The organism is Novilysobacter viscosus (genome assembly GCF_046600715.1).
GTDB lineage: Bacteria > Pseudomonadota > Gammaproteobacteria > Xanthomonadales > Xanthomonadaceae > Lysobacter_C > Lysobacter_C viscosus.
Window position 1 is genome coordinate 48,738 of the sequence record NZ_JBJMAV010000006.1, and the last position, 18,783, is coordinate 67,520.

At 66.9% G+C, this 18,783-nt stretch carries 20 protein-coding genes; 11 read left to right on the forward strand and 9 right to left on the reverse strand.

All coding sequences use genetic code 11. The features are described from left to right. Positions 1-32: 32 nt before the first annotated feature. From ACJQWL_RS10405 to ACJQWL_RS10420, 4 genes are all read right to left on the reverse strand, one after another. Entirely contained in the window at positions 33-251 is a 219-nt protein-coding gene (locus tag ACJQWL_RS10405) for a hypothetical protein (RefSeq protein WP_332702314.1), read from the reverse strand. A gap of 180 nt (positions 252-431) precedes the next feature. Beyond that, a complete protein-coding gene (locus tag ACJQWL_RS10410) occupies positions 432-1,565 on the reverse strand; it encodes a zinc-dependent alcohol dehydrogenase (protein ID WP_332702312.1) in 1,134 nt (377 codons plus the stop codon). Positions 1,566-1,778: 213 nt separating this feature from the next. After that, the gene (locus ACJQWL_RS10415) at positions 1,779-1,940 is read right to left on the reverse strand and encodes a hypothetical protein (RefSeq protein ID WP_332702311.1); all 162 of its coding nucleotides are present in this window, start codon (positions 1,938-1,940) and stop codon (positions 1,779-1,781) included. 119 nt (positions 1,941-2,059) lie between these two features. Beyond that, entirely contained in the window at positions 2,060-2,686 is a 627-nt protein-coding gene (locus tag ACJQWL_RS10420) for a DUF4142 domain-containing protein (RefSeq protein WP_332702309.1), read from the reverse strand. 321 nt (positions 2,687-3,007) lie between these two features. On the opposite strand from ACJQWL_RS10420, the gene ACJQWL_RS10425 reads away from it, so the two are divergent. From ACJQWL_RS10425 to ACJQWL_RS10445, 5 genes are all read left to right on the forward strand, one after another. After that, positions 3,008-4,345, forward strand: a complete 1,338-nt coding sequence (locus tag ACJQWL_RS10425) for a sigma-54-dependent transcriptional regulator (protein ID WP_332702307.1) — start codon at positions 3,008-3,010, stop codon at positions 4,343-4,345. Further along, on the forward strand, positions 4,345-4,629 hold the full coding sequence (locus ACJQWL_RS10430; RefSeq protein ID WP_332702305.1) for a hypothetical protein: 285 nt from the start codon (positions 4,345-4,347) through the stop codon (positions 4,627-4,629). The genes ACJQWL_RS10425 and ACJQWL_RS10430 overlap by 1 nt, the downstream gene beginning before the upstream one ends. Beyond that, on the forward strand, positions 4,626-7,925 hold the full coding sequence (locus ACJQWL_RS10435; protein ID WP_332702303.1) for a PAS domain S-box protein: 3,300 nt from the start codon (positions 4,626-4,628) through the stop codon (positions 7,923-7,925). The genes ACJQWL_RS10430 and ACJQWL_RS10435 overlap by 4 nt, the downstream gene beginning before the upstream one ends. Before the next feature lie 104 nt (positions 7,926-8,029). Then, positions 8,030-10,177, forward strand: coding sequence for a hybrid sensor histidine kinase/response regulator (locus tag ACJQWL_RS10440; protein ID WP_411300885.1), 2,148 nt, complete (start codon positions 8,030-8,032; stop codon positions 10,175-10,177). 132 nt (positions 10,178-10,309) lie between these two features. Next, complete coding sequence (locus ACJQWL_RS10445; RefSeq protein WP_411300886.1) at positions 10,310-11,458, forward strand: ATP-binding protein; 1,149 nt, start codon at positions 10,310-10,312, stop codon at positions 11,456-11,458. A gap of 426 nt (positions 11,459-11,884) precedes the next feature. Here ACJQWL_RS10445 and ACJQWL_RS10450 read toward each other — a convergent pair whose 3' ends face one another. From ACJQWL_RS10450 to ACJQWL_RS10460, 3 genes are all read right to left on the reverse strand, one after another. Continuing rightward, a complete protein-coding gene (locus tag ACJQWL_RS10450) occupies positions 11,885-12,754 on the reverse strand; it encodes a BON domain-containing protein (RefSeq protein ID WP_411300887.1) in 870 nt (289 codons plus the stop codon). A gap of 184 nt (positions 12,755-12,938) precedes the next feature. Next, positions 12,939-13,805 carry an SDR family oxidoreductase gene (locus tag ACJQWL_RS10455; protein WP_332702295.1) on the reverse strand — a complete coding sequence of 289 codons (867 nt, stop codon included), beginning with the start codon at positions 13,803-13,805 and terminating at the stop codon, positions 12,939-12,941. A 9-nt stretch (positions 13,806-13,814) separates the two neighbouring features. Then, positions 13,815-14,363, reverse strand: coding sequence for a hemerythrin domain-containing protein (locus tag ACJQWL_RS10460; RefSeq protein WP_332702293.1), 549 nt, complete (start codon positions 14,361-14,363; stop codon positions 13,815-13,817). A gap of 387 nt (positions 14,364-14,750) precedes the next feature. Here ACJQWL_RS10460 and ACJQWL_RS10465 point away from each other — a divergent pair, with 387 nt between their 5' ends. From ACJQWL_RS10465 to ACJQWL_RS10475, 3 genes are all read left to right on the forward strand, one after another. Then, positions 14,751-15,119 (forward strand): hypothetical protein, encoded by a 369-nt coding sequence (locus ACJQWL_RS10465; protein ID WP_332702290.1) that lies wholly within the window; start codon positions 14,751-14,753, stop codon positions 15,117-15,119. After that, positions 15,116-15,712, forward strand: a complete 597-nt coding sequence (locus ACJQWL_RS10470) for an RES family NAD+ phosphorylase (protein ID WP_332702288.1) — start codon at positions 15,116-15,118, stop codon at positions 15,710-15,712. The genes ACJQWL_RS10465 and ACJQWL_RS10470 overlap by 4 nt, the downstream gene beginning before the upstream one ends. 118 nt (positions 15,713-15,830) lie before the next feature. Then, positions 15,831-16,112: a hypothetical protein gene (locus tag ACJQWL_RS10475; RefSeq protein ID WP_332702286.1), complete on the forward strand. Its 282-nt coding sequence runs from the start codon at positions 15,831-15,833 to the stop codon at positions 16,110-16,112. 297 nt (positions 16,113-16,409) lie between these two features. On the opposite strand, the gene smpB is transcribed toward ACJQWL_RS10475, so the two are convergent. Further along, on the reverse strand, positions 16,410-16,922 hold the full coding sequence (smpB, locus tag ACJQWL_RS10480; protein ID WP_332702284.1) for an SsrA-binding protein SmpB: 513 nt from the start codon (positions 16,920-16,922) through the stop codon (positions 16,410-16,412). Positions 16,923-16,970: 48 nt separating this feature from the next. Between smpB and ACJQWL_RS10485 the strand changes: the two genes are divergently transcribed. Both ACJQWL_RS10485 and ACJQWL_RS10490 read left to right on the forward strand, forming a co-directional pair. Then, entirely contained in the window at positions 16,971-17,402 is a 432-nt protein-coding gene (locus ACJQWL_RS10485) for a type II toxin-antitoxin system RatA family toxin (protein ID WP_332702282.1), read from the forward strand. After that, positions 17,399-17,680 carry an RnfH family protein gene (locus ACJQWL_RS10490; protein WP_332702280.1) on the forward strand — a complete coding sequence of 94 codons (282 nt, stop codon included), beginning with the start codon at positions 17,399-17,401 and terminating at the stop codon, positions 17,678-17,680. Before ACJQWL_RS10485 ends, ACJQWL_RS10490 begins: the two co-directional genes overlap by 4 nt. A gap of 105 nt (positions 17,681-17,785) precedes the next feature. On the opposite strand, the gene ACJQWL_RS10495 is transcribed toward ACJQWL_RS10490, so the two are convergent. Then, positions 17,786-18,175: an outer membrane protein assembly factor BamE gene (locus ACJQWL_RS10495; RefSeq protein WP_332702278.1), complete on the reverse strand. Its 390-nt coding sequence runs from the start codon at positions 18,173-18,175 to the stop codon at positions 17,786-17,788. Positions 18,176-18,365: 190 nt separating this feature from the next. On the opposite strand from ACJQWL_RS10495, the gene fur reads away from it, so the two are divergent. Further along, positions 18,366-18,767: a ferric iron uptake transcriptional regulator gene (gene fur / locus ACJQWL_RS10500; RefSeq protein ID WP_332702276.1), complete on the forward strand. Its 402-nt coding sequence runs from the start codon at positions 18,366-18,368 to the stop codon at positions 18,765-18,767. The last annotated feature ends 16 nt before the right edge of the window (positions 18,768-18,783 follow it).

Below are 18,783 nucleotides of genomic sequence, written 5' to 3' on the forward strand. Positions count from 1 at the left end.
ACAGGGGCCCGAGGCGTTCGACAGTGGCAGGCTTAGCGGCGCTGCGTGCGGTCTTGTTCTTGTTCTCGATTGATGCCCTGGCCCTGCTGTGGCTCGCTCTGGCCCTGGCGGCCCTGGCCCTGCTGTTGCTCGCTCTGGCCTTGACGGCCCTGGCCCTGCTGCTGCTCGTTCTGGCCCTGGCGGCCCTGGCCCTGCTGTTGTTCATTCTGGCCCTGGCGGCCCTGACCTTGTTGATCGCGTTGATTAGCCATGACGTGCTCCGATTGTGGGGTTTCGCCGGCAAGGTGCCGACACTGGAATGTCGCAATTCGCGTGCCACAAGACGAGCCTTCGCAGAGCGTGCCAAATCCGACGGAGCGGTGAACTTATTGCCTGCAGGACCAATGTTTCCGACCGCTGTTTTCTGGGCCGCAGCTGCCGTCGACACAACGTCAACCTGGCGTCAACACGATCTTGCGGCAGTCGTCCTGCTTTTCGTTGAACATCTCGTAGCCGCGCGCCGCTTCCGACACCGGCATGCGATGGGCGATGATCACCTCCGGCTTCAGGTTGCCCATCTGGATTTGCTCCAGCAGCTCCGGCATGTACTTGAGCACGTGGGTCTGTCCCATCTTGAAGGACAAGCCCTTGTCGAACGCGTCGCCGAACAGGAACGCGTGGATGAATCCGGCGTACACGCCGGGCACGCTGACTGTTCCGCCGCGTCGCGTGCAGGCGATCGCCTGGCGCAGCACCTTGCTGCTGCTGCCTTCGATCTTGAGCTTGGTCATCACCGTCTCGGTCGTGCTGCCCTTCGCCTCGAAACCCACCGCATCGATCGACGCGTCGACGCCGCGGCCCTGGATCGCGTCGTTGATGAGCTGTGCCGGGTCGTCGTGCTCGTCGAAGTCGATCGTTTCCACCCCGTAGGTTCGCCTGGCGAAATCGAGCCGGTAGGGGTGGTGGTCAACCATGAAGATGCGCTCGGCACCGAGCAGCCGCGCGCAGGCCGCGCTCATGTAGCCGACCGGCCCGGCGCCGAAGATCGCCACGCTCGATCCCTGGGTGATCCCGGCATTGACCGCGGCCTGGTAGCCGGTGGGCAGGATGTCGGACAGGAACAGCACCTGCTCGTCGCTGAGTCCGTCGGGCAGCTTCAGGGTGTTGGTGTCCGCGTACGGCACGCGCACGAACTCGGCCTGGCCCCCGGGCACGCCGCCATACAGATGGGAATAGCCGAACATCGCGGCGGTCGAGGGGATGTCCTTCTTGTTGAGGATCGCGCCACGGTCGGGATTGGAGTTCTCGCAGGCGGCGGTCTGCTCGCGCTCGCAGAAGAAGCACTGGCCGCAGGCGATGTTGAACGGGACCACCACGCGGTTGCCCTTCCTGAGCCCGGTCACGCCCGGGCCGACGTCCTCGATGACGCCCATGAACTCGTGGCCGAGGATGTCGCCATCCTTTACCAGTGGGATGCTGCCGCGGTACAGGTGCAGGTCGGATCCGCAGATGGCGGTCGCAGTCACCCGCAGCACGACGTCCTGCTCGTACTGGAGGATGGGGTCGGGGACGGTTTCCACGCGCACGTCGTGCGCGCCTTAGTAGGTCAGGGCCTTCATTGCGCTCCCTTTGCCGGGGGTCAGAAAAAGGGTCGCAAGGGACGTGCCATGCCCGCGGCGCAAAGATCGGCTGTGCGGGGAGCGGCTGCGGAAGAAATTTCCGGAGGAAAAAAGGAGCGTCCCAGTATTTCCTGAAAAAGGCGCGCGCCCCGGGAGGGGAGGGCGCGCGCGCCTTTTACATCAACGCTGTTGCTTTTTGGAACTGCTGCTACCAGCGCTCTTGGCCTGCTTGCTGCCCTGCGATCCATTGCGGCCGCTGCTGCTCTGGCTGTCCTGCTTCTGGCTGCTGCCACCGGCACGCTTGGTGTGCTGGTTTTCACCCTGCGGATTGTTGTTCGGCATGGTCGCTCTCCGGGAGCTGTGGATACGCCTCGGGATGAGGCGATCTGGATGTCGCAACTCCCGTGCCAGCGAGCCTTCGAGCTGTCCGTTGGCCCGGAGGGCCCGATCTGGAATCGTGACTAGTGCGCCAGCGCGCCCGGCTGCGGGCCGGCATCGTCCGCATCCTCCGGGTTGGTCTGGCCGAGCTCGTGGTCTGGAGCTCCGCCGTGCATCCCGGGTCGCACCGTCGCCAGCAGAGCATCGATCTGCTCGGTGTGGCCTCGCAGCATGCCCAGTGCGTCCTCGACCAGGGCGAGGGTCTGCGGCTCGGTGGCGGTGCGTTCAGCCCGCTGGTAAAGCGCGATCGATTGGGCATGGCCACGATGCATGTGCTCCAGCCAGGCAGGGTCGAACGCGTCGCTCGACAGGCGCTCGAGCCGGTCGAGCCGGATCTGGTGCGCCAGTCCCGGCTCGCTCGACGGCAGGCCGCTGGCTTCGGCCAGGGCTGCATTGGAGGCGATGTGGTCCTGCTCGATGCGCTCGGCCAGGCGCCGCAACTCCTCGTCATTAGAGCGCTCCTGCGCAAGCCGGCCCGCGGCGACGGCCGCCACGCCGGCACGCAACGCCTTTGCATGGAAGGCCAGGCCGGGCCGCGGCGACTGGCGGCGCGCCCGCGTGGTCGGGCCGGGCGAAGCCAGCATCAACGCGCCGACCACGCTGGCGGCGAGCACGCCGCTGACGGCCAGACAGGTACTTAACTTTTTCATGGGATCTCCGGGTTCGGGAGGAGGGGAAGGGCTTGCAGCCGCCGGGGACAGCCCACGTGGGCAGGCCAACATGAGGGGCAGACCAACGTGAGGGCAGGCCAACGTGAGCGGCAGACCGACCCGGCGGGAGTGGCGCAAGAATCGTTCCCGTCAGCAGCCCGGCATGCACTGTCGGGCCCGGCGGCTCGGGCAAAAAGTTCTTCACGGAAGTGCAGCGATTTCACGCGGCCGGAGCGTTTTTCAGCGTTGGCAAAGACACGTTATTAACCCGTCGCCGCCTAGCCTCGCGTACTCGGATGGACACTGATGGGAGGGGATGGAATGCCGCAGCACAGTCCGACTCTGCTGATCGTCGATGACGACCACGACTTCGCACAGGCGGCTGCCGATTTCGCGCGCGCGCGCGGATTCACCCCGTACATGGCGCACAGCCTGGAGCAGTCGCGGCGGTTCACGCATCTGCCGGCCCTCGACCTGATGCTGCTGGACCTGACCTTGCCCGACGGCAGCGGGTTCGACCTGCTGGACGATTTCGACCTGCTCGAGCACGGCCAGATCGCGGTCGTGACCGGCCAGCCGTCGGTCGAGTCAGCCGCCAAGGCCGTATCGCTGCCGGTGGTCGACTACCTGATCAAGCCGCTATGCCCGGAGCAGTTCGAGGCATTGCTGTCGCAGGCTGCGGCACGCGCGCAGACGACCCGGGTGCCGGTGGAACGCGCCGGCATGATCGGCGAATGCGGCGCCATCCAGCGCCTGCACCAGGAACTGGGCCGGGTCGCGCCGACCCAGGTGACGGTGCTGATCTCCGGCGAAAGCGGCACCGGCAAGGAACTGGTCGCGCGTGCGGTGCACGAGCAGAGCGGGCGGCGCGGGCCGTTCGTGGCGGTGAACTGCGGCGCGATTGCGCCGGACCTGCTCGCCAGCCACCTGTTCGGCCACGAACGCGGCAGCTTCACCGGTGCGGCCACCCGGCACGTCGGGTTCTTCGAGCAGGCCAACCGCGGCACCCTGTTTCTCGACGAGATCACCGAGATGCCGCCGTCGCTGCAGGTCTACCTGCTGCGCGTGCTGGAGACCGCAACGGTGACGCGGGTCGGCGGCAGCGAAGGCATCGACACCGACGTGCGCGTGGTCGCGGCGACCAACCGCGAGCCGATGGCCGCGGTCGAGGCCGGCGCACTGCGCGAGGACCTGTTCTACCGGTTGGCCGACTTCCACGTCGAACTGCCGCCACTGCGCTCGCGGGGCCGCGACGTGGTGCTGCTGGCGCAGTTCTTCCTGGACCGGCTCAACGCCCACTACGAGATCGCCAAACGGTTCGCGCCGGGCACCGACCGGGTGCTGCTGCAGCACCGTTGGCCGGGCAACGTGCGCGAGCTGCGCAGCGCGGTCCAGCGAGCGTTCCTGGTCAGCAGCGGGCACGAGGTCAAGGTGACGACGGGTTATCGCCGCAGTGCCCCGGTGCATCATGACGCGACCACGGTCTCGTTCACCGTGGGCACCAGCTATGCCGAGATCGAGCGCGAGATGCTGCTCAAGACGCTGGCCCATTTCGACAACGACCGCACCCGCACCGCCGAGGCGCTGGGCGTCAGCGTGCGCACCATCCACAACCAGTTGGCGCGGTTGCGCGGCAACGCGCCGACGGCGGAGGGCTGATGGTAGATCCGCCGTCGCCTGAGGTGACCGCCTTTACGCAGTGGGTGCACCGGCTGCGTAACGAGGTCAACACCGCGACGATGGCCGCGGCCGCGGCCAGGTCGTTGCTCGACGCGGGGCAGGTCGATCAGGCGCGGGTCAACCTCGATCGCGTGGAGGGTGCCTGCCGCCGCTCGGCGGCACTGTTGAGCGCTCAGCCCGGCTGCGATCGGTCATCCGTCAGCGGCGTTCCGGGCGAGCGGCCCTCCGGCGCCCACCCGGGTAATCAGCCAACGCAGCGATGAACGAACGCGCGGCCGCGTCGTGGTTATGGCTCAGGGACATCGTCGTCGCGCTGATCCTGGTCGCGATCGCCGCGTCGCTGTACGCCTACTACGGCCGCAACGCCGGCGGCGTGCTGCCGATGAGCGTGTGCTACCTGGCGGTGATCGCCGCGGCGGTGCTTGCCGGGCGGCGCGGCGGGTTCGCCGCGATCGTGGCGGTGCTGGCGGTCGCGTGGCTGGTGCCGCAGGCCGGCCTCGACAGCGATCCGCCCTGGATCGTGGTGTTCACCGTGATCGCCAGCCTGGTGGTGCTGCTGATTTCGCAGTCGCGCGAGCAGCGCCGGGTCGCGATCGAGCGGCAGGCGCATCTGGCCACGGTGCTGCGCGGCATCGATGACGGCGTGATCGCGATCGACGACGCCGAACGCGTGCGCTACTTCAATCCCGCGGCCGAGCATCTGCTCGGGGTGTCGGCTCGCCACGCGCAGGGGCGGGCGATCGCCGAACTGGTGCCCGGCCTGCACGCGGCAGCATTCGACCAGCCCGACCCGGATGCAGGCGGCGGGGCGCACCTGGCGACGGTGGTGATCGATGCGCCGTTGCCGGCGATCGGTTCGCTGGCGGTCACCAGCATCCGCCTGCGCAGCTCGTCCAAAGATGCACTGGGGCGGCTGCTGTTCATCCGCCGGCGTTCGGACCAGCACGAGGCTGCCCTGGCGCTGAGCGAACGGAAACTTCGCGCGGTGTTCGAGACCGATCTGTGGGGCATCTGCTTCACCGACCTGCCCGGCCAGCGCTGGCTCGGCAACCGGGCCTTCCGGCGCATGCTGCTGGGCGAGGCCGACCTCGACCAGTCCCTGCACTGGGACCGGCTGCCCGATGCGTCTTCGCCGATGGGGCTGCGCCAGACCCTGCAGCGCACCGGCGTCTACGGCCCGCGCGAAGTGCAGGTGCTGCGGCCCGACGGCAGCACCGCCTGGCTGCTGTTGACCGCCGTGGTCGTGGCCGAGGACGAGGTCGCGCTGCTTGCGGTCGACGTCACCGAGCGCAAGCGCATCGACACCACGCTGCGCACCCAGCGCCTGCTGATGCGTTCGATCATCGACCGCATCCCCGCCTTCATCGGCTACCTCGACCGCGGCCGGCGCTACCGCCTGTTCAACCGCCTGTACGAGGTGTGGTATCCGGGCAAGGACATCCAGGGCGCCAAGCTGGCCGCGGTGCACGAGCCCGAGATGCTCCAGGTCATCGCGCCCTACCTGGACCGGGCGTTCGCGGGCGAGACCGTGCGCTTCCCCGCCACGTTCGACCGCGCCGGCGAGGCCCACCATTTCGATGTGCACTACGTTCCGCACCAGCCCGGCGGTGAGGAGGTCGAGGGCGTGGTGGTGCACGCCCACGAAATCAGCGACCGCATCCGCGCCGCCGAGCAGGTCGCTGCCAGCGAGCGGCGGCTGCGCAGCCTGGTCCTGGCATCGGCGGCGATCGTCTGGCATGCAGACCGCGACGGCAACATGGTCGACGCTTCGGGCTGGGACACGCTGACCGGCCAGTCGCGCGAGGAGTATCGCGGCACCGGCTGGCTCGGTGCGGTGCACCCCGACGACGTCGCACAGGTACGCGGCGCGTGGGAGAGCGCCCGCGCCACCGGCCGCTCGGTGGAGATCGAGTACCGCGCGCGCACCCACGGCAACGTATATCGCCACATGGCGGTGCGTGCGGTGCCGGTGCCCGACGCCAGCGGCGCGACCGTGGAGTGGATCGGCACCATGCGCGACGTGCACGACCGCCGGCTGGTTGAGGGACAGCTGCAGCGCGCCGAGGCCGAACAGCGCGCATTGCTGGAAAACCTGCCGAACATGGTGTGGATGGCCGATCCGGATGGGCGTATCCGCTACCAGAACAAGCTGTGGGACGAATACACCGGCCTGGGCGGCGATACCGGTTGGCAGCAGGTCACCCATCCCGACGACCTGGCGCAGGCCACCGTCGCGTGGGAGTCGGCGATCGCCGGCGGCGAGCCGCTGAACCTGGAGCTGCGGTTCCGCCGCGCCGACGGTCAATACCGCTGGCACATGGTCAAGGGCATTCCCATTTACGGGCTGCAGGAGGAAGGCCCGCGCGACCAGCCGCGCCGGATCCGCAGCTGGTACGGCGCCAGCACCGACATCGAGGACCAGAAGCGCGCGCTGGAAACCCTGGCCGCAGCCCACCAGCGCGTCAGCCAGTTCCTGGCCGTGCTCAGCCATGAGCTGCGCAATCCGCTCTCGGGCGTGACCACCGCCTGTGAACTGCTGACGCGGACCGACATCGATGAGCTGCAGCGCTCGCAGGCGCTCGCCACCATGGGCCGGCAGAGCCGCCACCTGCAGCGCATGGTCGACGACCTGCTCGACACCGCGCGGGTCACCCAGGGCAAGATCGAATTGCGCCGCGAGCCCACCGACCTGATGGTGCTACTGCAGGAAGTGCGGATGGATAACCTGTTGAAGGCCGAGGGCGAGGCGGTGCGGCTGTTGCCGCCGACCGGCCCGTCGCCGTGCTTCGTGCAGGGCGACCACGCCCGTCTGCGGCAGGTGTTCGACAACCTGGTGTCCAACGCGATCAAGGCCAGCGCGGCGGGTCAGGCGGTGCGCATCACGCTGCGCCGCGAGGCCACCCAGGCGCTGGTCGAGGTCGCCGATGAAGGGCAAGGCATCGCCCCGGACGTGCGCGCCAGCCTGTTCGACCCGTTCGTGCAGGCGACCGCGTGGCGCGCGCGAGGCCTCGGGCTCGGCCTCAACATCGTGCAGAAGATCGCGATGCTGCACGGCGGATCGGTCTCGGTGGACAGTGCCGGATTGGGGCGGGGCACGTGCTTCTCGGTGCGGCTGCCGTTGCTCGACAACACACCGGAACCGCAGGCCCCAAGGGCCGCGTCGCGGCCGCGACTGCTCGGCCACGTGCTGATCGTCGACGACGAAGCCGAGAACGCCGAGGCACTGGCGGTGCTGCTGCGGATGGAGGGCTTCACCGTGGACATCGCGACCGATGCCGAGCGTGCGATTTCGATTTGCCGAGCAGCGCCCTGCGACGTCGTGCTGTGCGACCTGGAATTGCCCGGTGCGCTGTCGGGCCATGACGTCGCCGCCGCCCTGCGCGCACAGCCCGATCCCCCGTACCTGATCGCCTACAGCGGCTACGGACAGAATTCGGACCGGCAGCGGACCGCCGAATCCGGTTTCAAGGCGCATGTGGTCAAGCCGGCCTTGCTGGAGGAGATCCTGGCGGTGATCCAGGACGGCCTGCGCCGTAAGCAGGCCAGCGAGGCGCTTTAGGCACCGGACACGCTTGGATCGGTTGAGTTGGTGGGTGTTCAAGTAGCTGTACCAAACCCTTTGCACTTTATCGAGTTTCAACTGCCGATGACACGGCGGTCGGCATGGTGGCTGCGACATTCAGCAAAGGGGGGGTCGCATTGACAAATTACGATGATGGCAACGGCCTCGCCGACCTGATCCCGCACTTGGTATGGATCGCCGACGCCGCCGGCAATCCGGTCTGGTTTAATCGCCGCTGGTACGAGTACACCGGCGCAATCGCGCAAGGCGCCCCTGAGTCCACCACCTGGCATCGCTTCGTGCATCCCGATGCGCTTGACCAGGTCGTGCGTCGCTGGCAGCACGCGCTGGCTACCGGCGAGCCGTATGAAATGGAGTACCCCCTGCGCGGCGCTCACGGAAGCTATCGCACGTTCCTGGCCCGGGCCGTGCCAATCCGTGACGAACGCGGCCGTATCGTGCGCTGGTTCGGCACCAATACCGATCTCGACGAATTCGATCGTTCGCGCGAAGCCCAACTGGACGAGATGCGGCTGCTGGACATCGTCAACTCGACCGGACAGGCGCTGGTGTCGCAGCTCGATCTGCAGACGCTGCTGCAGCAGATCACCGACGCCGCCACCGAGCTCAGCGGCGGGCAGTTCGGCGCGTTCTTCTACAACGTGACCGACGAGCAGGGCGAGTCGTACATGCTCTACACACTCTCGGGCGCCCCGCGGGAGGCCTTCAGCAAATTCGGCCACCCCCGGGCGACGCCGCTGTTCGGCCCAACCTTCCGCGGCGAGGCGCCAATCCGGATCGATGATGTACTGGAAGATCCGCGCTACGGACAGTGGGGCCCGCACCGCGGGATGCCCAAAGGGCACTTGCCCGTGCGCAGCTACCTCGCGGTGCCCGTGGTCTCTCGCGCTGGCGACGTGATCGGCGGCCTGTTCTTCGGCCATCCGGAGGTCGGCGTCTTCAACGAGCGCACCGAGCGGGTGATCACCGGCATCGTGGGGCAGGCGGCGGTCGCGCTGGATAACGCCCGCCTCTACGACGCGGTGAAGCGCGCTGCCGAGGAGCGCGAAAGATTGCTTGCGGCCGAACAGGCAGCGCGCACGGAAGCCGAGCACGCGAGCCGCATGAAGGACGAGTTCCTTGCGACCCTGTCGCATGAGCTGCGAACCCCGCTCAGCGCCATCGTGGGTTGGTCGCACATCCTGCAAACCGGCAACGCCACACCCGAGGATGTCGCGCGCGGGGCGGATGTGATCGGCCGCAACGCACGGGCCCAGGCCAAACTGGTCGAAGACCTGCTCGACATGAGCCGAATCGTGGCAGGCAACGTGAGGCTCGACGTGCAGCCCACGGACCTCACCCCAGTGGCGACGGCGGCCGTGGAAGCGGTCACTCCCGCCGCGGACGCCAAGGGCATCCGCATTCGCAGGATCGTGGATCCGCGCGCCGGCCCGGTGCAGGGCGATCCGCACCGGCTGCAGCAGGTGATCTGGAATCTGCTGTCGAACGCTGTGAAGTTCACCCCCAAGAACGGGGGCGTCGAACTCGTCGTGGCGCGGGTGAATTCGCACGTTGAAATCACCGTGTCAGACAACGGCATGGGGATCGAGCGGGAGTTCCTGCCGTTCGTGTTCGACCGGTTCCGCCAAGCCGACGCCAAGACCACGCGGGCGTTCGGCGGCCTGGGGTTGGGGCTTTCCATCGTGCGCCAGTTGGTCGAGCTGCATGGCGGCACGATCCACGCCGCCAGTTCCGGAGCGGGACAGGGCGCCACGTTCGTCGTCGAGCTCCCGCTCGCGCCCAGCCGGAACTTCAGCGACCAGGCGGAGTCCTCCCAGCTTCCGCTATGCGCGGCCGAGGGAATGAACCTGGAAGGATTGACCGTGCTGGTCGTCGATGACGAAGCCGACGCGCGCGAGCTGCTTCGCCACCTGCTGGAGCAGAGACACGCGAAGGTGGTGACCGCGGACGACGCCGCGAGCGGCCTGGCGCGGCTGGACCACCAGGTACCGGATCTGATCGTCAGCGACATCGGCATGCCGGGGACCGACGGTTACGGCTTTATGCGCGAGGTCCGGCGGCGTCCTGCCGAACGTGGCGGCCGGACGCCGGCCGTGGCCCTGACTGCCTTCGCACGCTCGCAGGATCGTACCCACGCGATCATGGCCGGATACCAGGCGCACGTGGCGAAACCGTTCGAGGCGCAAGAGCTGCTTGCCACGATCGCCAGCCTAGCGGGCCGCCTTTGAGACCGAAATTCGCGCGTGCGCGGTGGTGCGGCTTGTACTCGCGGATGGCACAGATCGCCTACCATTCACTCATTCCACGCCCTTTACGCTGTATTCCTGCAGTTCGTGCCTTCAAAAAAGGGCTGTATTTTTATGAGCAAGGGAGCAGCAATGAGGCTATCCGAGTTTATCCGGCACAACATGGAGCCCATTCTCCAGGAATGGGAAGACTTCGCGCGAACGATCGAGCCCACGACCGGCGTCATGGACGTCGCGGAACTGCGCGATCACGCGGAGGACATGTTGAAGGTGATCTCGGCGGACCTCGCAACCTGGCAAACCGACGAGGAGAGCGTCGAGAAGTCCAAGGGACACGTTCCGCCAACGCCCGGCGACACCGCGGCCGAAATCCACGCCGAGACGCGGTTGAAATGCGGGTTCACCATCGAGCAGCTGATATCGGAGTATCGGGCGCTGCGCGCGAGCGTGCTGCTGCTCTGGTCCGATCAAAACGAGGATGTGGTGCGTTTTCATGCGCGCGATATCACCCGGTTCAACGAAGCGGTCGACCAGGCGCTTGCCGAGTCGGTAAGTCGCTACGCCGCTATGGTCCGGCAGGCTCAGGACATATTCGTAGGCATCCTCGGCCACGATCTGCGCACGCCCTTGCAGTCGGTCAGTCTCGGGGCCGAATATCTCATGCAGTCGCCGGACTCCGATGCCAATCTGATCCAGCTCGGTTCCCGGATGTTCAGGAGCAGCACGAGAATGAGCGAAATGCTCGACAACCTTCTCGACTTCACGAGAAGCCGCATCGGCGGCGGTATATCGATATCGCGCGCTGAGACAAACCTGGCGGCCGTATGCGAGCAGGTGGTCGAAGAGCTTAGCCTGTCCAATCCGGGCCGCACCATCCGCTGCGTGATCGATGGGGATGTCCGTGGAAGATGGGATGCAGGCAGGCTAGGGCAGGTCTATCAGAACCTGATCAACAACGCCCTACAGCATGGAAGCAAGGACGGAGAGGTGTCGGTTGTCACTACTGCGAATCCCCAAGACATCGTGCTGACGGTTCACAACGATGGAGAACCGATAGCACCAGACGAACAGGAGCATATCTTCGATCTGCTCAGCCGCCATGCCAGGCATGCGGCTGGAGACGGCCCCTCGCAGAAGAACCTGGGGCTGGGGTTATACATCACCCGGGAAATCGTGCTTGCGCACCATGGGTCGATCAGTCTCCAGTCCACGCAAACAGCAGGGACCACGTTTACGGTCCGGGTTCCAAAGGACGGCTCCTGACCGGCAGCAGACCACGGAAGCGGGATTTAAGGCGCATGTATCAAGCCGGCCTTGCTGGAGGAGATATTGGTTGTGATACAGGATGGCCTGCGCCAGCGGGCACAGACCGCTTGCTGCAGGAGTGACCCATGGGCGACGACGTAACCCCATCGCGGGCATGGCCCGCTCCTACAAAAGCATGGCCCCGTAGGAGCGCCCCGTGGGCGCGATGTACGGTCGCGACGCAGCCCGATCGCGGGCATGGCCCGCTCCTACAAAGGCATGGCCCCGTAGGAGCGCCCCATGGGCGCGATGCACGGTCGCGACGCAGCCCGATCGCGGGCATGGCCCGCTCCTACAAAGGCATGGCCCCGTAGGAGCGCCCCATGGGCACGATGCACGGTCGCGACGTAGTAGCCCGATCACGCTTCCGCGCGCCGCATCGAATCAATGCGGTTGTTGCGACGATGGGCCTGTCGACGAGGAACCGCTCGACGACGGGCCGCTAGACGAGGAACCACCCGAGGGCGTACCCGCGCCGATGTCCTGCGAGCGCCCGTCGTTGCTGCCCGACGCGCTGCTCTTGACCCGCAGGCGGTTATCGACCTGCTTCACGCCGCTGCAGGCATCGACCAGGTCCTCGGCGCGATGTTTCATCCAGCGCTCGGTCACCGAGCCCTCCAATGTCACCGAACCACTCTGGGCCTTGACCTCGATGTCGCTGGCGTCGATATCGTGGTCATCGGTCAGCCGTTCGCATACGTCCTCGAGAATGCGTTCGTCGGAGCGGGTGTATTGCCGGGGCCCGCGGCCGCGATGGCTCTGGCCCTGCTGCTGCCCGCCGTGCTGCGAGCCGACCGAGCCGTACCCACTGCTGCGGTTGCTGGTGGAACCGTAGTCGCCAAAGCCGCCGACACCCGATCGATCCTGTAGGTGGGCACGTCCGCCCGAACCCTGGCTCTCGCCGCCGTAGCGATCGAAGGACTGGCGGCCACCCAGCCGGTCCTCGCCATAGCGATCCTCGCCATGTTGGCTGTATGCCTGGTTCCTGCCGGACCCCTGCATGCCGGCGCCGGGCATGTCGGAGCCGCCCTGTGCACGCGGGTCGGAACCGCCACCGGCCTGTTGCGACTGCGCGCCCTGCCCGTAACCGCGGTCGTTGGAGTTGCTGTGGCCGTATTCGCGCCCGGAACCGCCGCTCACGTCGTCGATGTCGCGGTCCCAGTCGTTGCCCTGGCTGGCATCCTGGCCGCGCTGCGGGGAGGGGTCGTTCCACTGGTTGCGCCCGCGCGGCTGGTTGGGCGAGCTGCCGTGCATGTGCTGGCTCTGCCGGCCCCCGCGACGCGCGTCCTCCTGTGCATACCGTTGCTCATCACCTTGATCTCGTCGGCCCATCTCGTCTCTCCTGCCGGTTAGCCAGTCGCGACCCGCTTTCGCGCATCGCATGCCCAGATGCATCGCTTCCTCAGCGACGGCCTTGAATTCGGTTCCCAGATATTGATCACGCACTGATGTGTCCTCCGCCATTGATGTGGATGATTTGACCGGTGATGAACGAGGCCTCCTCCGAGGCGAGAAAAACATATGCCGGCCCCAGTTCCGACGGCTGTCCCGCGCGCTTCATCAGCGTGGAGGCGCCGAACTGGGCGACCTTCTCCTTGGGGAAACTCGCCGGAATCAGCGGCGTCCAGATCGGGCCGGGTGCGACCGCGTTGACCCGGATGCCCCGCTCGGCGTAAGCCTGCGCCAGCGAAAACGTGAATGCATGGATCGCGCCCTTGGTCGCGGCGTAATCGAGCAGCGTCTTGTGGCCGCGCACCCCGGTGACCGAGCCGGTGTTGATGATCGCGCCGCCCTCGGGCAGGTGCTCGAGAGCGGCCTTGGCCATGTAGATGTACGCGAAGATGTTGGTCCGGAAGGTTCGCTCGATCTGCTCGGCGGTCAGTTCGCCGGCCGCCTCCACCGGGTGCTGCTCGGCCGCGTTGTTGACCAGGATGTCGAGCCGGCCGAAGGTCTCCACCGTCTTCGCCACCGCCTGCCTGCAGGCATCCTCAACGCCCAGGTCGCCCGGCAGCAGCAGGCATTTCGCGCCCTCGGCCCGGATCAGCCGCTCGGTCTCGCGGGCGTCTTCGGTTTCTTCCAGATAGCCAATCGCCACGTCGGCGCCCTCGCGCGCGAAGTGCACCGCGACGGCGCGCCCGATGCCGCTGTCGCCGCCGGTCACCAGCGCGGACCTGCCCTTGAGCCGGCCACTGCCGAGATAGCTGTCGCGGATGGTTTCCGGGGTCGGCCGCATCGCCGACTGGTCGCCGGGTTGATGGGCTTGCGACTGCGGCGGTTGCTTGTCCGAGGCGGATGGATCGGGCATCAACGGCTCCTATGGGTGCATGGGTCGGGCGGGGGGGTGGGGAGGCCTGACTGCGGCATGCGCGGGCAGCGCGGCGCCCTGCGCGGACACGCCCGGCGCCAGGCCGAAGGCCAGCAGTCGCTGATGGCGGCTATACAGCGCGTCACCCAACGCCTCCAGGTCGATTCCGCAGATCCGTGCCATCGGCAGCAGGTGGGTCTCCTCGCGCTGGACATGACCGGACACGTACTGCTTCAGCACCGACACGCGCGCCCGGCATGGGCGTTGATTTTCATTGTCCTCGAGGATCTGGGCGATGCATTCGTCCAGTGCGGCGTGGTCGCGTTCGGCCTCGTCGATGCTGCGGCCCAGGGCCGGGCCGAAGCGGCGCAGCGCCGGGTAGAGCAGGGCATGTTCGAGTTGTCCGTGCAGGGCCAGGCGGGTCAGCAGCCGCTCCAGCACCTTTGCCGCATCCTCGTCGTTGGCGGTCTGCTCGAATTCCTCGAACAACGCCTCGACCAGCCGGTGATCGGTTTCGATGTAGTCAACAGCGTTCCAGCGCACGATTTGCTGATACACGGCACATCCCCATCTGCTGTCGGCGGAACCGTCCGCCGCTCGCTCCGGTTGCTGCTCCTGGTGGCTGCGCTCGGTCGGGTAACAACAGCCAGACAAAAAACACCCGACGCAGGGCACCCGAGCCAGAGCAACTCGAAATCAAAGCGTCTCCAACACAGGTGCCGCAAAAGGCGTGCCATCGGAGCGGACCGGGTGCAAGCGGCACCGGAGCGGACGTCCGGCAGGCGCACGAATCAAATCTTTCGCCGGCCTGCAAAGTTTTCACGGCGCGCCGGAGACTGCCGGAAGCGGATGCCGATCAGGCGCGCCGACTGGCTGGCACGCACATTGCGAGACTGTGGGTGCGACACGTGTCCTGAGCCAACCGATGCACCACAGGAGATATTGATGAAGCCGCTTGTCTTGAGCCTGGCCGTATTGGTGGTGTTCGCCGCCTGCGATCGACGTGTGGCGCAGGTCGACGAGGACGAGTCCAGGGCCGCCGACAGCACGGTGCTGCCGGCCGCCGAGACACCGGCTCAGGCCGATGCCCGGGTGGAAATGTCGCCGCCGGCCGGTGCGACCGACCAGCGCTGCATGGGCCTGAGCGGCCAGGACCGGATAGATTGCGAGGCGATGTCCGATGCGCTGGACCGGCAGACGCCGCCCGATCCGATGGAGCCGATGAACCCGGCCGACCCGCTCGACCAGACCGACCCGATGGACCCGGCCAATCCGGTGCCTGCCGATACCGACGACGGCACCACTGCGCCATGACTGCACTCCCGCCGGACCGCGGCAAGCAGGAGCAACTGGACCACGCGCTGGAGGACACATTCCCGGCCAGTGATCCGCCAGCGAGTTCGGTGCCGGTCGCCACGGCCGAGACCGACGAATCTAAAGCGGGCCCGCGTGAGCAGTGCGCCGTATACCGGGTCGTCGCCAGGGAACGCGCCGATGCGCCGTTCTCGCTCGCCCAGGCCTACCGCTCCGGACGCTGGACCTCCGCGCACGACAAGGCGGTCTATGCCTCGTTGTCCCCGGCCGGCGCGGTACTGGAGTATCTCGCGCACCTGGAGGGCGAGACCCCGGACGAACTGGTGATGGTGGTTGCCAGCTTGCCGGCCGGCTGCCTGCAGTCGATCGGCCGTGACCTGCCGCAGGACTGGAAGGAGCGGCCATACCGCGGCCATGTGCAGGAAATCGGCGACCGGTGGTGGGCGGACGAGGCGTCGCTGGCGCTCAAGGTCCCCAGTGCGCTGTCCCCGCGCGAGTACAACGTCCTCATCAATCCCCGGCACCCCGACCACGGGCGCCTGGCGGTGCTGTCGCTGGACGCAGTGCACATCGACTCGCGCCTGCGCTACTGATCGTTGTGGGCGTTGCAGTGCAGGCGCCTGCGGCGAACGTGAACGACCACATGCAACTGCGGGATCGCGCGCCCCGTTTTCATTCGTCCCTAACGGCCAAAAGCGCATAAGTATTCCCATGGCCACACTCGAACGACTGAAGGAAAGCCTGGACTCGCTGGAGCGGTTCCTTCCCGCCATGATGTCCACCCAGCCCAACCCGGAAGCGTTCTGGATCACATTCAGCGTGCGCGCCGATCTCATTCGCGAAGGGGCCGGCAGCCACGCCGACTACGTCTGGTCCAGACTGGATGCGATGCTGGCCGGTGCCGGAATGAGCGAGGAGACCCCAAGCCTGCCGGACTATCGGCCACCGATGGGCCGCGCCGAACCCCGCATCGCGCTCACCGAGTCCCTGTAGGAGCGGCTTCAGCCGCGATCCAGTCCCGGACGGAGCTCCACGCAGGCGGGGCTGGCAAAGCCGGCTTTTCGGCTGGCAGCGCCGTGTCCCCCAAACAAGAAGCGCTGGGCTTGGCAGCCCAGCCTACGGTTGTCCGGGGTGGGCGTGGCGCTCCGCGATATCCGCTGACTGACGGACGTTCGCGGGTCGCGGCTGAAGCCGCTCCTACGGGAGAACCGCCAGCCTGCGGGTTGCATGGCGTGGCAGGGCGCTCGGCGATATCTCTATCGGGGCCGTTGTGAAACGTCGCCGGCCGGCTCACGCATTTTTGTTGGCGCGTCGCATCACGCGCTGTTTCTCGCGTGCCCAGTCCCGGTCCTTGTTAGTCTGCCGCTTGTCGTGGGCCTGCTTGCCCTTGGCAAGCGCCAGTTCGATCTTGATCTTGTTGCCTTTCCAGTACAGCGCGGTCGGCACCACGGTGTAGCCGTCGCGTTGGATCCGACCGATCAGGTTGTCGATCTCGCTGCGGTGGAGCAGCAGCTTGCGGGTACGGCGTTCCTCGGTGACCACGTGGGTCGAGGCCGAGATCAGCGGCGTCATCTGCGCGCCGAACAGGAACATCTCGCCGCCGCGGACCACCGCGTAGCTCTCGCCGATGTTGGCGCGCCCGGCGCGGATCGATTTCAGCTCCCAGCCCTGCAGCGCCAGGCCGGCCTCGAAGCGTTCCTCGAGGTGGTAGTCGTGGCGCGCGCGCTTGTTCAGGGCGATCGTGCCGCCGCCGGCACCCTTTCCTTTATCCTTGTCAGCCTTGCCTTTTGCGTTCTTAGCCATCGCACCATTGTCCCTGATCGGGGCGGGTCCGCGATACGGCCGCCTGTTATGCCGACGATCCGACGCTCCGCCCTGGTTGAACACTCCGCTGCGCGCATGTTCGCGCTGGTGAATGATGTCGCGGCGTATCCGCGACGTTTCGAGTGGTGCGATGCCGCGCAGGTGCTGGAGCAGGACGAGCTGCGCATGCGCGCTCGCCTGGACCTCGGCCTCGGCGCGCTGCGCACCTGGTTCACCACCGAGAACACCTTGGCGCCGCCGCACCATATCGACCTGAAGCTGGTCGACGGGCCGTTCCGCAAGCTCAGCGGCCGCTGGCAGTTCCACTCGCTCGACGAGTCCGCCTGCAAGGTGACATTGACGCTGGAGTTCGAGCCGGCGGTGAAGCTGTTCGCGAAGGCATTCACGATCGGGTTCCAGGCCTTGGCCGACCGCATGGTGGACGATTTCGTGCGCGTGGCCGACCACGAGGAAGCATGACCGGACCCATGAGGATCGAGGTGATCCGCGCGTGGCCACAGCGGTCCGAGTCGGTCACGCTGAGCTTGCCGGAAGGTTCGAGCGTGGCCGATGCGGTCGCCGCGGCCGGTCTGGCCGGCGATGCCGGGATCACTGCCTACGCCGTGCACGGCCAGCGAACCGATCCGGCGGCGAGGCTGCGCGATGGCGACCGGGTGGAGCTGCTGCGGCCGCTGCAGGCCGATCCGAAGGATGCGCGGCGGCGCCGGGCGCGCTTGCAAGATTCGAAGCACCGGTAGAGCGGAGCTTGCTCCGCTGCGGCCCTGCCGTATCGCAGCGATAACTGCCTGTGCGACGTTGTATCGTGAATCAGGAGCCGAGCAAGCTCGGCTCTACGGCACTGCTTACCGGCCGCGCGGCGGATCCTTGGCGAGATTGCGGCCGAACTGCCGGACCGACGATTGGGCGATCTGCTCGTCCTGCTCTTGGAAGTACTCGCCTTCCCAGGTCCGGACGGTGTCGCCGTCGAACCACACGGTCAGGTTCTTGACCTCGGTCCGGCCGAGGCGGTCGGTGCGCTGGCTGGCGGTGTAGTCCCAGCGATCGTGATGGAACGGGTCGGCAACCGACGGGGTGCCCAGCAACAATCGCACCTGCTGCTTGCTCATGCCTTCCTGCAACTGGTCGACGTTGGCCTTCTCCAGCAGGTTGCCCTGGTAGATCGGCTGGCGATAGACGATGCCGCAGCCAGCGGTCATCACGGCGACGACAATGAGCAACAGCAGCTTTTGCATGGGTATCCGAGGCAGGTGGAGAACGCGCCGATGATACACTGAAGGTGCAGTCACGCGTCCCGGAAGCGCCTCCGTTCATCCCGTGTTGCCGCATGGTTCCTGCGGTCGATATTGCGGCGAGGGGGCGATGCGAGCCACTGGTGACCTGTAAACGCAGCCCGCAGTAGAGCCCGTAGCACCAGGAGTTGAAATGGAATCCCAGGACCTGCGCAAAGTCGGCCTCAAGGTCACTCACCCGCGGTTGCGCATCCTCGAATTGCTGGAGCAGGCCAAGCCGCGCCACATGACCGCCGAGGACATCTACCGGCTGTTGCTCGACAAGGGCGAGGACATCGGGCTGGCCACGGTGTACCGCGTGCTGACCCAGTTCGAATCGGCCGGCCTGGTGCTCAAGCACAACTTCGAGTCGGGGCAGTCGGTGTACGAGCTCGACCGCGGGCACCACCACGACCACATGGTCGATATCGAGACCGGCAAGATCACCGAATTCGAGAGCGAGGAGATCGAGGTGCTGCAGGCGAAGATCGCCGCCAAGCACGGCTTCGAGATCGAGGACCACTCGCTGGTGCTGTACGTGCGCAAGAAGCGCTGACCTGCGCTGCCATCGT

Coding starts and splice junctions, on each gene's coding strand:
- ACJQWL_RS10425 (WP_332702307.1), top strand. CDS start 3,008: ATGCCGCAGCACAGTCCGACTCTGCTGATCGTCGATGACGACCACGAC.
- ACJQWL_RS10450 (WP_411300887.1), bottom strand. CDS start 12,754: ATGCACGGCAGCTCGCCCAACCAGCCGCGCGGGCGCAACCAGTGGAAC.
- ACJQWL_RS10405 (WP_332702314.1), bottom strand. CDS start 251: ATGGCTAATCAACGCGATCAACAAGGTCAGGGCCGCCAGGGCCAGAAT.
- ACJQWL_RS10475 (WP_332702286.1), top strand. CDS start 15,831: ATGGCCACACTCGAACGACTGAAGGAAAGCCTGGACTCGCTGGAGCGG.
- ACJQWL_RS10440 (WP_411300885.1), top strand. CDS start 8,030: ATGGTGGCTGCGACATTCAGCAAAGGGGGGGTCGCATTGACAAATTAC.
- smpB (WP_332702284.1), bottom strand. CDS start 16,922: ATGGCTAAGAACGCAAAAGGCAAGGCTGACAAGGATAAAGGAAAGGGT.
- ACJQWL_RS10485 (WP_332702282.1), top strand. CDS start 16,971: ATGCCGACGATCCGACGCTCCGCCCTGGTTGAACACTCCGCTGCGCGC.
- ACJQWL_RS10490 (WP_332702280.1), top strand. CDS start 17,399: ATGACCGGACCCATGAGGATCGAGGTGATCCGCGCGTGGCCACAGCGG.
- ACJQWL_RS10465 (WP_332702290.1), top strand. CDS start 14,751: ATGAAGCCGCTTGTCTTGAGCCTGGCCGTATTGGTGGTGTTCGCCGCC.
- ACJQWL_RS10435 (WP_332702303.1), top strand. CDS start 4,626: ATGAACGAACGCGCGGCCGCGTCGTGGTTATGGCTCAGGGACATCGTC.
- ACJQWL_RS10495 (WP_332702278.1), bottom strand. CDS start 18,175: ATGCAAAAGCTGCTGTTGCTCATTGTCGTCGCCGTGATGACCGCTGGC.
- ACJQWL_RS10415 (WP_332702311.1), bottom strand. CDS start 1,940: ATGCCGAACAACAATCCGCAGGGTGAAAACCAGCACACCAAGCGTGCC.
- ACJQWL_RS10430 (WP_332702305.1), top strand. CDS start 4,345: ATGGTAGATCCGCCGTCGCCTGAGGTGACCGCCTTTACGCAGTGGGTG.
- fur (WP_332702276.1), top strand. CDS start 18,366: ATGGAATCCCAGGACCTGCGCAAAGTCGGCCTCAAGGTCACTCACCCG.
- ACJQWL_RS10455 (WP_332702295.1), bottom strand. CDS start 13,805: ATGCCCGATCCATCCGCCTCGGACAAGCAACCGCCGCAGTCGCAAGCC.
- ACJQWL_RS10445 (WP_411300886.1), top strand. CDS start 10,310: ATGAGCAAGGGAGCAGCAATGAGGCTATCCGAGTTTATCCGGCACAAC.
- ACJQWL_RS10470 (WP_332702288.1), top strand. CDS start 15,116: ATGACTGCACTCCCGCCGGACCGCGGCAAGCAGGAGCAACTGGACCAC.
- ACJQWL_RS10420 (WP_332702309.1), bottom strand. CDS start 2,686: ATGAAAAAGTTAAGTACCTGTCTGGCCGTCAGCGGCGTGCTCGCCGCC.